8 protein-coding genes are annotated in these 14,121 nt (G+C 68.1%); 5 read left to right on the top strand and 3 right to left on the bottom strand.

From position 1 onward, the window contains the following. Positions 1-213 precede the first annotated feature (213 nt). Genes QSK39_RS04180 through fxsT form a run of 3 tightly spaced genes read left to right on the top strand, consistent with a single transcriptional unit; the run spans position 214 to position 7,223 of the window. The gene (locus QSK39_RS04180) at positions 214-1,653 is read left to right on the top strand and encodes a VMAP-C domain-containing protein (RefSeq protein WP_285476335.1); all 1,440 of its coding nucleotides are present in this window, start codon (positions 214-216) and stop codon (positions 1,651-1,653) included. Beyond that, a complete protein-coding gene (locus tag QSK39_RS04175) occupies positions 1,637-2,734 on the top strand; it encodes an AAA family ATPase (RefSeq protein WP_285476334.1) in 1,098 nt (365 codons plus the stop codon). The genes QSK39_RS04180 and QSK39_RS04175 overlap by 17 nt, the downstream gene beginning before the upstream one ends. 1 nt (position 2,735) lies before the next feature. Further along, a complete protein-coding gene (gene fxsT, locus QSK39_RS04170; protein WP_285476333.1) occupies positions 2,736-7,223 on the top strand; it encodes an FxSxx-COOH system tetratricopeptide repeat protein in 4,488 nt (1,495 codons plus the stop codon). 24 nt (positions 7,224-7,247) lie between these two features. On the opposite strand, the gene QSK39_RS04165 is transcribed toward fxsT, so the two are convergent. From QSK39_RS04165 to QSK39_RS04155, 3 genes are all read right to left on the bottom strand, one after another. Next, a complete protein-coding gene (locus QSK39_RS04165; RefSeq protein WP_285476332.1) occupies positions 7,248-9,089 on the bottom strand; it encodes an HEXXH motif domain-containing protein in 1,842 nt (613 codons plus the stop codon). Between the two features lie 2 nt (positions 9,090-9,091). Further along, positions 9,092-9,283, bottom strand: coding sequence for a hypothetical protein (locus QSK39_RS04160; protein ID WP_285476331.1), 192 nt, complete (start codon positions 9,281-9,283; stop codon positions 9,092-9,094). Positions 9,284-9,374: 91 nt separating this feature from the next. Further along, positions 9,375-10,565, bottom strand: a complete 1,191-nt coding sequence (locus tag QSK39_RS04155; RefSeq protein WP_285476330.1) for a TetR/AcrR family transcriptional regulator — start codon at positions 10,563-10,565, stop codon at positions 9,375-9,377. A gap of 149 nt (positions 10,566-10,714) precedes the next feature. Between QSK39_RS04155 and QSK39_RS04150 the strand changes: the two genes are divergently transcribed. Both QSK39_RS04150 and QSK39_RS04145 read left to right on the top strand, forming a co-directional pair. Next, positions 10,715-11,926: an acetyl-CoA C-acetyltransferase gene (locus QSK39_RS04150; RefSeq protein ID WP_285476329.1), complete on the top strand. Its 1,212-nt coding sequence runs from the start codon at positions 10,715-10,717 to the stop codon at positions 11,924-11,926. A gap of 8 nt (positions 11,927-11,934) precedes the next feature. Next, on the top strand, positions 11,935-14,106 hold the full coding sequence (locus tag QSK39_RS04145; protein WP_285476328.1) for a 3-hydroxyacyl-CoA dehydrogenase NAD-binding domain-containing protein: 2,172 nt from the start codon (positions 11,935-11,937) through the stop codon (positions 14,104-14,106). Positions 14,107-14,121: the final 15 nt, after the last annotated feature.

The following is a 14,121-nucleotide window of genomic DNA, read 5'->3' as shown; positions in this document are numbered from 1 at the left end:
GGTCGCAATCGTGACCGTGCAGGTGCCCGGTGGCGTGGTTCGGGCACACAAAGTCGAAGTTCGCTGACCGTGTCACCTTTTTGCCCTTTTGTGACTACGCCGAACAGGTAAACTCATGATCTTCGGTGCGCTTCTCGGGGGTGGGAGGTGGTACTTCAGGTGGTGGCGAGGCAGGGGCAGCCCGGCCCGGGTATCGCGGTCCGCAAGGCAGTGGTGGACGTGCTCGTGGTGGCCGGCTTCGCCGACGACAAATCCATCCGCACGCTCATGGTGAGCGAACTGCGCGAGGCATTGGATCATCCGTTCACCTTTTCGGACCAGCTGACCGGACGTGACCAGCTGATCGAAATCGTTTCCGCGTGCTGCCGCATCGTCGAGGGCCTGAATGTGCTGGCAGGCGTGATCGAATTCCTCCGACCCGGCAGCAAGGAGTGCGCCGAGGTGCGCACTCTCGTGTCCTCGGTCCGGATGCACGAGGTCGTCCCGGAATCCGAGCAGGAGAAGCTGCGCGACCGGCTGGCGGGTTTCGCGCCGCCGGGTCTCGGCCTGGCCGTACGCCGTGCGGCCAGGTACGTTTCGCCGCCACCGTGCTACGAAGACGCGGCGGCCGCGTTCTCCGGGCTCGCCGACTTCAACGCGGGTCCCGGCGAACTCCCGCCCCTGCTGATCTTCGTCGAACTGATCGCCGCGGAATGCGAAGACCGCCTCGCCGGGGAACTGCGCGCGTGGGCTGACGGACAGGTCCGGCGGCTTCGCCTGGGGGACGCGCTGGAGCTGCTGCGGGAGGAACTGGCCGCGGCGCGGCCGGCGCCGTCGAGGCTCTACCTCCTGATCGTCGTACGGCCGGATCCCATCGAGGACGACCTGTACGAGGTGTCCTGCTGGCGGCAGGACGACCCCGAAGACTGGCCGCCCGTCAGGGGAACGACGACGCTCGTTCGCGAGAGCCGGCTCGAGGGGCACGTCGACGAGCTGGTCGCCGAATCCGAACGCGCGTGGTCCGAGGTGGCATCCGACGTCGTGCTCGAATTCGTCTTGCCACGTGCGCTGTTGAACCTGCCGGTGCATTCCTGGGCGACCGAGCGCGCCTCCGGCTCACCCAAGCCGCTGTACCTCAGCTACCCGACGGTCGTGCGATCGCTGGAACGGATGAGCTCCCCGCGCTGGCACCGCGTCTGGCGGCAGCGGTGGGAGTCGTGGATTGGCGACCCTTCGATCGAACGGGTGTATTTCTGTCGTTCCGGTGACCGCGACGATCGACTTCGGCTCGAAGCGATATTGAGCAATGAGCAATGGGGGATGACAGTGTTGACGGAATCGCCGCCGGTCAGCGCGACTTCGAGCCAGGACGAGCTTTTGCCGGCATTGCGCGCGGGAGTACCGGTCATCGTCTGGCACCCCACAGCCCCTTCGGAAGCCGTTCGTGAAGTGGTAGCCTGGCTAGCCGAAAGCAGTGGCGGATTGGGGGATTTGCCCGCGCTCGCAAGGGAGTCTCGGCTGGACGTACTTCGCGATCCGCCGTCGTCGAGCGATGGCGGCGCACTCACGGACCTGGTGGTGCTATGGGACGACCCCAACCGGTTGCTTCCCCTGGGCGAAACCGGGGTCATCGGGCACCCCGAAGGAGGTGCCGAGCGTGACCGAGCTTCCTGACAGCCGGATCGGCGGGTCACGGCATCCGGACAGTCCACCCGATTGGTGGATTTACCGCGGTACCGGGCGGCCGCTTCACGACGTCCGGCTGGCCGACCGGCTGCCCGGTCCGCCGCCGTGGCGGACGTTTCGAGGAGCCACGCTCCCGGAGCGGGACGCGGTCCCGCCCGACGACGGCGAAGCCGAACGCAAGCTCGGCACCGAGCTCAGCTACTCCGCCCGCGACGTCGACCAGCACGAGGTCGACATGGTCAACGCCGCGCTCTACCTGCGGCGGCCGTTGCTGGTGACCGGCCGGCCGGGAAGCGGCAAGTCGAGCCTCGCCTACCGCATTTCCCGCGAACTGGGGCTGGGCCGGGTACTGCGCTGGGCCATCACTTCGCAGACCACGTTCAAGTCGGGGCTGTACGACTACGACGCGATCGGCCGCGTACAAGCCACCGCGGCCCGGAAGGAGCTCGCCCGCGCCGATACCGGCGCGGAAGCGCCCACCGAGATCCCGATCGGCGAGTTCGTCCGGCTGGGCGAACTGGGCACGGCCTTTCTGCCGCGGCGGCTGCCGCGCGTGCTCCTGGTCGACGAGCTGGACAAGTCGGAGTCGGATCTGCCGCACGATCTGCTGGGGTTGTTCGAAGACGGTGAATTCGTGATCCCCGAGCTGGCGCGGGATGCCCGCCGTTCGACGTCGGCCGAAGTGTTCACCGCGGATCCCGGGTACACCGCCGGAATCGACCACGGGCGGGTTCGGTGTTCGGCCTTCCCCATCGTCGTCATCACCAGCAACGGCGAACGAGAGTTCCCGCCCGCGTTCCTCCGGCGGTGCTTGCGCTTGGAAACCCGGGAGCCGGACGCCGACCAGCTCGCGGCGATGGTCGCGGCACACGCGCTGGATCCGGCGAGCGATCAGGCCGGGCTGATCGAGGACTTCGTGACGCGCAGTGCCGCCGTCGGCGGCTTGCCCGCGGACAAACTGCTCGACGCGATCTTCCTGGCCACTTCGGGCGCCTATCGGCCCGAAGACGAATCGTGGTCGCGTCTCGTCGATGCTCTTTGGCGACAGCTCAACCAGCAGGTGCCGTGACATGCCGGAGCGGCCGGATCCCACCGCGGGCGACCACGACCTGACGTGGACCGAGTTCGGCGACGGTTTGTGGCTCATGGCGGCCATCGGTGGAACCGCGGATCCGGCTTCCCGCCCGCCCGAATCGCCGAAGCGTCCGGGCACTCGAACGCCGGAGTATCCGGCGGACCGGGGAGAAGGCCCGGAGCCCGTCCCGCCAGACGCCCGCGAACCTCCGCCCGACAGGGAGACCGCCGGGGACGGAACCCACCCCGATCCGCCGGTGGCGGATCGCCCCGCGTTCACCGAGCAGACCGCCGGAAGCGGCGGCCTGCTCACACTCGATCCGGAACGCGACCGGCCGGACGCGGACCTCGCCGGGGAGTCGGCCGCCCCGATCCTGCCGGGCGCGGCCGAACTCGTCCGCGCGCTGCGTCCTTTCAAGCGGAAGGTGGTCTCGAAGAGCCCTGCCGACGTGGAACTCGACGTCGACCGTACTGCGGAGGAGGCGGCCCAAACCGGGATCTGGCTGCCGGTCACCCGCCCGCAGCGTGGCCGGTGGCTGGACCTGACGCTCGTCGTGGATTCGACGCCGTCGATGGCGCTCTGGACACCGACGGTCAACGCGTTCGTCCGGCTGGCCGAACGGCTCGGTGCCTTCCGAACCGTTCGCGTCCGGCTGCTGGAGACCGGCAAGACCGGACCCTCCGAAGGCGGTGCGGTGCTCGGCCCGACCCTGCGCGGTGGGACCGCCGACGCCCCGGCGAGGGGCGCCGGGGAATTGATCGGCAAGGCGGGCCGCAGCGTGCTGCTGCTGATCACCGATGGTGTGAGCGACGCATGGCACCGGGATCTGATCTCACCGATGCTCGCCAGGTGGGGCCGGTCCATGCCGGTCGCGATCGTGCACCTGCTGCCCCAGCGCCTCTGGGCGCGGGGCGGGATGGAAATCCACCAGACGGTGCTGACCGCGCCGGGCCCGCTGCGGCCCAACGGGACCTACGACGTGCGTGCGGCCGACCCGTTGCTGAACCCGGCCGAAGCGGAGGAGGTCACCGCAGGCGCGGTGCCTGTGCCGGTGCTGGAACTGCACGATCGCTGGCTCGGCTGGTGGGCCTCTCTGGTGACCGGAGTGGGCGGCACTGCGAAGAAGGCGCCCGTCGTGCTGGCTCGCGACGAGCCACGGCCGGCCGACATCGACGCCGAACCGGCGATCGAACGGTCCGCACGCGAAAAGGTGAAACACTTCCACAGTTCTGCTTCGCCGTCGGCGTTCCGGCTCGCAACGCTGTTGGCCGCGGTGCCCGTGGACGTGGGTGTCGCCAGGATGTTGCAAGCCGAACTCGTCCCGGGTTCCGGGCCGGACCACCTCGCCGAGGTCTTCACCAGCGGGCTGCTCGAACGGGCCCGGGACGGAACCCCGTGGGACCGCGCACAATGGGAGTTCGCCGGTCACGTGCGGCAATTGCTGCTGCGGGGCGCCCGTCGGTCGGACACGGCGCACGCCGTGATCAGCGCATCGAGGCGGTTCGGCGACCGTAAACCGGTGCTCGTGCGGCTGCAGGCGGCACTGGCCGCTCCGGACGCCACACCGGATCCCGTTCTTCCCGCCGCGACGCCGGCGGAGATAGCGTTGGAACGTGACTTGATGCGCGCGTTGTCCGGTCCGTATTTGTCAAGAGCCGACAGATTGGAGAGCCGGCTCGCGGGCATTGGTCAGCCGGAAGAACTGGCGCACTCCGGTGTCCACGGGAGTAGGCTAGGGGTTGGTCAGCCCGGCTACCGACCCACTACCATCCCGGCGGTGAGCGAGACGATGTCGCAGGAACTCAAGCCGTCGGGTTCCTCGAGCGAACCTGTAGCCGACGTCCATCCCGATACCGAGACCGGGGGCAATTCGTCGTCGGCGGGCGACACACCATCGACGGTACGGACGAGGATCCTCCGGGAGATCGCCGACTCGACGACCCGGAGCGAACGCCGGTCCGGCGACGAAGCACCACCCGTTTGGGGCACAGTTCCGCCCAAGAATCCGAATTTCACCGGAAGGCGTGAACTGCTCGATCAATTGGGCGAACGGCTCGGTGCGGGAACGACGGCGGTCCTGCCTGCGGCATTGCACGGAATGGGCGGTATCGGCAAGACGCAGATGGCGGTCGAATACATCTACCGGCACCTGCAGGACTACGACATCGTCTGGTGGATCCAAGCCACCCAGTCCACGCAGATCCGGAAGTCGCTCACCGAACTCGCCCAGCACCTGCGGCTGCCAGGCGCGGACGAAGCCATCACCGCCGTACCCGCGGTCCGCGAGGCGTTGCGGCTCGGCCGGCCGTACCGGCGGTGGTTGCTGGTTTTCGACTCCGCTGAAGATCCCGAGATGGTCCGCCCGTTCTTCCCGGTCGACGGTCCGGGGCAAATCCTCGTCACTTCGCGCAATCCCGGCTGGGCCGGGATCGCGCGGCCGCTCGAGGTGGCCGTCTTCCAGCGCGAGGAAAGCAAGAACCTGCTCGGTATGCGCCGCTCGGGGCTGGTCGACGCCGACGCCGACCTGATCGCCGACAAGCTCGGAGATCTGCCGCTGGCCATCGAGCAGGCGGCGGCTTGGCTGGCCGAGACCGGTATGACGGCCCAGGAATACCTCCGGCTGTTCGACGAAAAAGTCACCGAAATCCTCGACACGTCGGCACCGAGCGACTACGAAGTGTCCGTCGCCGCGGCGTGGAACGTCTCCTTTGACGAGTTGAGTTCGCGGAGTCCCGCCGCTCACCAGCTTTTGCAGGTTTGTGCGTTCTTCGCACCCGAACCGATCTCGAGAAGCCTTTTCGTCGGGGGGCGCGGGATTTCGGTCGCGTCCGAGCTCGATGCCGCGTTGAGCGATCCGATGCGGCTGGGTCGCGCCATTCGTGACATCAACCGCTACGGCCTGGCGAAGATCGACCACCGTAGTGACACTCTGTTGCTGCACCGATTGGTGCAGCTCGTACTGCGAAACCGCATGAGCGAGCAGCACCGGCTGGAAATGCGCCACGGCGCGCACCAGCTGCTGGCGAACCTGGACCCGAGGAATCCCCCGTCGCCGCAGCACTGGCCGCGTTATCAGGAGATCCTGCCGCACATCTACGACGCGGAGCTGACCGAGTGCACCGAGCCTTGGGTGCGTCAGCTGGTGGTCAACCTGTTCGCGTTTCTCTATCACTGGGGTGACCACCAGGGCGCGCTCGCCCTCGCCGAGCGGGCGGTCAATGCCTGGGCGACGGATCGAGAGCAGCGGGAAGCACGGGGCGAGGAGCTTATTGAGAACCCGCCTCTGCTGGAGCTTGGCGCGTCCGAGCGGCTGGCCTTCTACTACTGGGTCGTCGGTCGCTACGACAAAGCGGCTGAAGTTGCGAAGGCGACACTTGCTCGATACACCGAAGCTGTGGGCGCGGACAGCGAAGAAACGCTGAAAGCTCAGCTCACCTACGCGGTCATCCTGAAGGCACGTGGGGATTTCTCGGAAGCACGACGACGCAACGGTGAGATCTACGAACGGGCCAGCAGCCTGCTCGGCAACGACGATCCGATCACTCTGGGAGCCGCACACGAGTTCATCGTTGCCCTGCTCCTGACCGGCGAGTACACAAAAGCTCGCGAGCTTGCCGAGGAAACCTACAGCAGGCGTAGTCAAATTCTCGGGTTCGACAATGACAACACGATCGGTACGCAGGTGTTGTTCGTGCTCGCGCGCCGTGAGCTCGGGCATTACCCATGGGCGCGGATCGAGATGGAACGCATCGCCGAACGCGCCGAGCAGCTGTACGGTGGCGACAGTGTCGGCACGCTCCGCCGCCGCTACTACCAATCAGTGGCCTGCCGCAAGGACGGTGACCACGATGCCGCACTCGAGCTGTCGAGGGACGCACTGCGCAGGTTCCGCATGCGCTACGGGAACAACCACCCGAACGCGATGGCTTGTGCGCTGGGTCATTCCATCGACCTCCGGCACGCGCGTAAGTTCACCGAAGCCAAGAATCTCGGCGAAGAGGTCTTCGACCTCTACCGCCAGAATCTCGGGGAGAGCCACCCGCACACACTGTCCGCGGCACTCGACCTCGGCGTGACCCTCCGGCTCAGCGGCGACCCGGCAAACGCCCGCGTGATCGACGAACGGTCGCTGGAGCAGTTTCGGGACAAGCTCGGCGAAGACCACCCGCACACGATCGTGTGTGGGATCGACGTGGCGAGCGATCTGTTCGCCCTCGATCGGGTGGCGGAGGCCGCGGAGCTGGATGCCGATCTGCTGGACCGGTCACGGCGCGTTCTGGGCGATGATCACCCCACCACGCTCGCCGTGCAGCTCAACCGTTCGTTGGACCTGCGGGCCATCGGCGAAGCTGTCGAGGCGGACGTTCTGTTCGAAGACGTGGTCAAGCGATATCGCTTCGTGCTCGGGGAGAACCACCCCGGCACGGAATCGGCAACACGCGGCGTCCGGGCCGACTGCGACATCGACCCGATGCCGTTGTAGTCGCTGGTGTCAGGTTCGAGCCGGTCAATGGGTGAACCGGCCGAGCCAGCCGGCGATCGCTTCGACGGACGGAGTGGGTTCCGGCTCGTCGAGCAGTAGACGGCGGTGCACCGCCCGGACCAGTTCCGGGCGGTGCAGCAACGCTCGTGCCGCCGGCCCCGTGCTGTGGGCCGAGAGGGCAAGACCCAAGCCTGCCAGCGCCGCCGGGTCGTCCGGGTCCGCGGCCAGTGTGCGACGGTAGCCGGCTGCCGCTTCCAATGGCCGTCCGGCGACGAAGTGCAGGTCGGCCTCGGTCGCTCCGGGGACCGAGGAACCATGCGCGAAGGCGCGGGCGGCGCCGTCCGGGCCGAGCCGGAGCCGGATCAGATCCGTACGGGAGTCTTGCCACTCTCCGTCCGGCACAGGCGTCGGCACTCGCGGTTCCGGCATGCCCACGCCGAAGAGTCGCGGTCGCGAGAGCCCGGCTCTCCAGGCCGCCGTCAGTTCGGCGACCGTGCCGGGGTCGGGTCGCAGGTGCCTGATCCGCCAAACCGCATAGTGGTCTTGGGCGGCGAAACGTGCCCACGTGCTTGGACCGGACGCGACTGTTTCGTCTTGCCACGGCTGGAGTTTCGCGGCGACGCACTCCAGGAACCGGCGGCCCGCCGCGGTGAGGCTTTCGTCAACACGAACCGCGGCCAGCGTGCGCCAGACCTGTCCGCGCCACAGTGCGAATTCGAACGCAGCGAGCTCGTCCGCGGGATCGGCCGCGGCGCAGGCCCGCCAGAACGCGGTCACGCCGAAAAAGGCGTAGATACCGTGCAGGACGCCCCCGAGGGGACGAGGGTCGTCGCGCCACGGTGCGTACAACCGCTCCCTGCGGTCGTCGCGGCTCAGCTGTACCAGGTGGAGCAGGCCGCCCAGCCGGATGTGCTGGAATTCGTGCACGAGCGCGGCCGCGAGTGTGGCGGGATCGTCGCCGTAAGCCACGATCGCGCTGCCGAACGCCTCGCCGGTCGATGCGCTGGGTTGTCGGAAAGGAACAGCGGGCGCGGGGACCAGCGAATCAAGCCCGACCGGGAGAGCCTCGGCGAGCTCGGGCATTCGCTCGGTGAGCAGCTGCCAAGCCTTGTCGAGCACCGTTCGCCACGATTCGAGCTCCGTCGGGTTCAGTCTCTCCGGTGCGATCGGTTCGTACAGTCCGCGATAGGGATCGAGGTCGTCCAGCCGGACGGCGAGCCGCTGATCCCCCGACCACGACACAGCTTCCCGGAGACCGAGCCAACCCGGTGCATCGGTGGAGGGGCGGGCCGGTAGCCGGACTCGCGAGTTCCGAGCGCGGATTTCCACGCCCCCGGGGCCCCCTCGGATCTCGGCGACAGTGAACGGTGCTTCGGCAGGCAGGTGCGCCATTCCGAGCGTCGGCAGGGCCACTTTCCCGCGCCAGACCGGCAATTCGGTTTCGAAGTGGATCTTGGCGCGGACAGCGGCTGCGGCCGCCAAGCAGTGCACGTGCCCGGCGTGTACCCAGAACGGGCAGACGCCGGTGACGTCCTGACGGTAAAGCCGCGTCGTGTAGCCGACCCACGTTCCGGTGTACGGATGGGCGAGTATGGCTTCGAGTGCTTGCGGGGCTGCTCGTTCGACCCTGGCCAGCAGTTCCCACGCCGTTTCGGGGGAGGGCAAGGGACGGTAGAGGTCTTCGGACTTCGTCGCGACCTCGACCAAGCTCCGGATCAGGAGCAGCCTCCGGCTGCGTTCGGCTGCGCGAAGTCTGCGCAGAGGATCGGCGCCGGCATCGCCGCGGGCGATCGCGTCGAAGTCCGGCCACAGCAGCTGGTGGCGACTCAGCTCCGCGCCGGAGTAGTCGGGTTCGACCGACTCCATGGTCAATCGACTCGTTTCGCGCCTTGGCTGCCACTGGCTGTCACCGGAATATGAGAAACGCGTTCCACCGCATGTCGCAATGCTTTGCGCATTTCGCCGCCGTCCAGCGTGCGCAGTCTGGCGAGCGAAACGCCGCCGAGGTCGACAAGTTCCGATTCGATTCCTTGTTCCACGCCGGCACGTGCTGCCTGCATCGCGCTTTTCCCCTTCCGCAGGGAGAGCGGACCCCGTCGGCCCACTTGGTATTGTCCCGCATTCCCCGCGCTTGCAACAGGGACGCACGCCTTAGGCCGTTCGGGTCACGCCGAGCACGGTCTGCAGCAGTGTCGTCAGCTCGGCTTCGAAATTCGGCCGCGCCGCCAGGCGTCGGGTGCGGGCCAGGTCGTTCGCGATCGTCAGGGCCGCGTGGACCGTGATCTTCGCTTCCCTTGCGGGCAGCTCAGGGCGGACCGCCGATAGCAGCGTCACCCACTGGGCCACGTAATCCCGTTGCACGCGCAATAGGTCCGCCTTGTCGCGGTCCGGCATCGTCACGCGGTCGGCGGAAAATGACACCAGCAGTTCCGGCGTGTGCAGAATCGTGTGCACGTACGACGCCGCCAGCCTGTGCAGTGCCGCGCGTTCGTCGGTGGCCTGCAATGCCCGCTCGGCCGCGAGGGCCAGGCGGTCGGCCGCTCGGTGGCCGATCGCCACCATCAGGGCCGCCTTGCTCGGGAAGTGGCGGTATACGCTCGGGCCCGCGATGCCCGCAGCCGCTCCGATGTCCTCCATGCTCACGTCGTGGAAGCCGCGCTGGGCGAACAGGGCTGTTGCCTCCGCCAGGACCTGCTCTCGGCGGGACGGCGTGCCCAAGCGCAAGGACGGCGTGTCGGGAGGCGCCGTCGCGGGCGTCGGGAGTGTGGCGTTGAGCACACCGAGGGCCAGTTCGACCAGTAACTGAGCGAAGCGGCGGCGGGCCACGGTGGTGTGGTGGACCGACACGCTGCCGAACACCGACAGTGCCGCCCAGCAGAGCAACTCGGCGTCCTCGGCGGATAGCTCCGGTCGTTGGACGAGCAGCGCTTTCGACCACGCCGCCAGCGCCAGCGTCGAACGGCGGGCGATCTCCCGCTGGTCCTCCTTCGGCAGGTGACGCCCCTCCCAGCGCCACAATGCCGCGATCTCACGGCGTTCGACCGCCTGCGTCGCGAGCCGGCCGAGGAGGGATTCCAGCTGGTCGGACGCAGGAATCGAGTCCGATAGCGCCGAAGCCGTCGCCGCCTCCAGGTCCTCGAAGCCGCTCAAGACCACGTACGCCAGGATCGCCTGCTTGTCCGCGAAGTGCCGGTACAACGCCGGCCCCGTGACGCCCGCTGCGTCCGCTATGTCCTTGATGCCGACCCCGGGGAAGCCGCGCGCGCGGAACAGCTCCGCCGCCACCGCGGCCAGCTGGGCCTTGCGGTCGCGGGGGCGCACGCTGCGTACGGAGTCGGTCATGGTGAAAGAACGATAGCGGCTAACGGCACACCTGCAACCCATTGACACCATGGGGTTATCCGGCGATATGTTAATGGCCATTAGCACTACTGGCCGGTATCATCGGCCACGGTACGAAGACGTCCCACCCGCTCGCGAGGAGTTGTTCTGTGAGTAGCGAGGCCTACATCTACGAGGCGATCCGCACGCCTCGCGGCAAGAACAAGGGCGGTGCCCTGCACGGCACCAAGCCGGTCGACCTGGTGGTCGGCCTGATCGAAGAGCTCAAGGTCCGCCACCCGAACCTCGACCCCGCCGTGATCGACGATGTCGTGCTCGGCGTCGTCTCGCCGGTCGGCGAGCAGGGCGCGGTCATCGCGCGCACCGCCGCATTGAACGCCGGCCTGCCCGAGACCGTCGCGGGCGTGCAGCTCAACCGCTTCTGCGCCTCCGGCCTGGAGGCCACCAACACCGCCGCGCAGAAGGTCCGCTCCGGCTGGGACAACCTGGTCATCGCCGGCGGTGTCGAGTCGATGTCGCGCGTGCCGATGGGCTCCGACGGCGGCGCGCTGTTCATGGACCCGGCCACCGCGTACGACAACTACATCGTCCCGCAGGGCACCGGCGCCGACCTGATCGCGACCATCGAGGGCTTCTCCCGCGAGGACGTCGACCGCTGGGCCGTCCGCTCGCAGGACCGCGCCGAGGCGGCCTGGTCCGGCGGCTACTTCGCCAAGTCCGTCGTCCCGGTCAAGGACATCAACGGCGTCACGGTCCTCGACCACGACGAACACCGCCGTCCCGGCTCCACCGTCGAGGGCCTCGGCAAGCTCAAGCCGGCCTTCGCGGGCATTGGCGAGCTGGGCGGCTTCGACGCCGTCGCGCTGCAGAAGTACCACTCGGTCGAGAAGATCAACCACGTCCACACCGGCGGCAACTCCTCCGGCATCGTCGACGGCGCCGCGCTGGTGCTCGTCGGCTCCGAGCAGATCGGCAAGACCTTCGGGCTGACGCCGCGCGCCCGGATCGTGGCGACCGCGTCGATCGGCTCCGAGCCGACGATCATGCTCACCGGCCCGACCCCGGCCACCGAGAAGGTCCTCAAGACCGCGGGCCTCAAGCCCGAGGACATCGACCTGTGGGAGCTCAACGAGGCGTTCGCGTCCGTCGTGCTCAAGTGGATCAAGGACCTGCACCTCGACGAGGAGAAGGTCAACGTCAACGGCGGCGCGATCGCCATGGGCCACCCGCTCGGCGCCACCGGCGCGATGCTGGTCGGCACCGTGGTCGACGAGCTCGAACGCCGCCAGGCGCGCCGCGCCCTGGTGACCCTGTGCATCGGCGGCGGCATGGGCGTCGCCACCATCATCGAGCGGGTGTGAGGACACTAATGGCTGAGAGCAAGACCATCCGCTGGGAGCAGGACTCCGACGGGATCGTCACGCTGACCCTCGACGACCCCAAGCAGTCGGCGAACACGATGAACGCCGACTTCCGCGAGTCGCTCGGCGTGACCGTGGACCGCCTGGAGGCCGAGAAGGACTCCATCACCGGCGTCGTCATCACGTCCGCCAAGAAGACCTTCTTCGCCGGCGGCGACCTGAACGACCTCATCCAGGCGAAGCCCGAGAACGCGGTCGAGTTCACCGAGTCGTCCGGCCTGATGAAGGGCCAGATGCGGCGGATCGAGCAGCTCGGCAAGCCGGTCGTCGCGGCCATCAACGGCGCCGCGCTGGGCGGTGGCCTCGAGATCGCGCTGGCGACGCACCATCGCATCGCCGCCGACGTCAAGGGCAGCCAGATCGGCCTGCCCGAGGTGACGCTGGGCCTGCTGCCCGGCGGCGGCGGTGTTGTCCGCACTGTCCGATTGCTGGGCATCCAGAGCGCGCTGCTGAACGTCCTCCTGCAGGGGCAGCGGCACCGCCCGGCCAAGGCGCTCGAGCTCGGCCTGGTGCACGAGCTGGTCGGCACGGTCGAGGAGCTCGTCCCCGCCGCGAAGGCGTGGATCAAGGCGAACCCCGAGGGCGGCGTCCAACCGTGGGACGTCAAGGGCTACAAGATCCCGGGCGGCACGCCGTCGAACCCGAGCTTCGCGGCCAACCTCCCGGCGTTCCCGGCGAACCTGCGCAAGCAGATCAAGGGCGCGAACATGCCGGCGCCGCGGGCGATCCTGGCCGCCGCGATCGAAGGCGCGCAGGTCGACTTCGACACCGCGATCCTGATCGAGACGCGCTACTTCATCAGCCTCGCCACCGGCCAGGTCTCGAAGAACATGACGAAGGCGTTCTTCTTCGACCTGCAGACCATCAACTCCGGCGGCTCGCGGCCGGACGGTTTCGAGAAGTACACGGCCAAGAAGGTCGGCGTGCTCGGCGCCGGGATGATGGGTGCCGCGATCGCGTACGTGTCCGCGAAGGCCGGCATCGACGTCGTCCTCAAGGACGTCTCGCTCGAGGCGGCCGAGAAGGGCAAGGGCTACGCGGAGAAGCTGGAGCAGAAGGCCCTTTCGCGCGGCAAGACCACGCAGGAGAAGTCGGACGCGCTGCTGGCGAAGATCAAGCCGACCGGTGACCCGGCCGACTTCGCGGGCGTCGACTTCGTCATCGAGGCCGTGTTCGAGAGCGTCGAGCTGAAGCACAAGGTGTTCGGCGAGATCGAAAGCGTCGTCAACGCCGACGCGGTGCTCGGCTCCAACACCTCGACGCTGCCGATCACCACCCTCGCCGAGGGCGTGCAGCGGACCGAGGACTTCATCGGGATCCACTTCTTCTCGCCGGTGGACAAGATGCCGCTGGTCGAGATCATCTGCGGCGAGAAGACGTCCCCGGCGACGCTGGCGAAGGTCTTCGACTACACGCTGCAGATCAAGAAGACCCCGATCGTCGTCAACGACAGCCGCGGCTTCTTCACCTCGCGCGTCATCGGCACGTTCATCAACGAGGCCGTCGCCGCGCTGGGCGAGGGCGTCGAGCCGGCGTCGATCGAGCAGGCGGGTTCGCAGGCCGGCTACCCGGCGCCGCCGCTGCAGCTGATGGACGAGCTGACGCTGACGCTGCCGCGCAAGATCCGCAAGGAGACGAAGGAGGCCGTCGAGGCCGCCGGCGGCACCTGGAAGGCGCACGCGTCGGAAGGCGTCATCGACCGGATGGTCGACGAGTTCGACCGCAAGGGCCGCTCGACGGGCGCGGGCTTCTATTCCTATGACGACGAGGGGAAGCGCGCCGGTCTCTGGCCGGGCCTGCGTGACGCCTTCAAGTCCGGCTCCGCCGAGGTCCCGTTCGAGGACCTCAAGGAGCGGATGCTGTTCGCCGAGGCGCTCGAGACGGTGAAGTGCTTCGACGAAGGCGTGCTGACGTCGGTGGCGGACGCCAACATCGGCTCGATCTTCGGCATCGGCTTCCCGGCGTGGACCGGCGGTGTCATCCAGTACATCAACCAGTACGAGGGTGGCCTGCAGGGCTTCGTCGACCGGTCGCGCGAGCTGGCCGCCCGGTACGGCGACCACTTCGAGCCGCCGGCTTCGCTCGTGGAGAAGGCCGCCAAGGGCGAGATCTACGAGTAAGGGCTGACGCCGGAG

It is taken from the genome of Amycolatopsis sp. NBRC 101858 (genome assembly GCF_030269325.1).
GTDB lineage: Bacteria > Actinomycetota > Actinomycetes > Mycobacteriales > Pseudonocardiaceae > Amycolatopsis > Amycolatopsis ponsaeliensis.
Note: the sequence above shows the minus strand (reverse complement) of the source record. Positions and strands in the feature narration are given on the sequence as shown.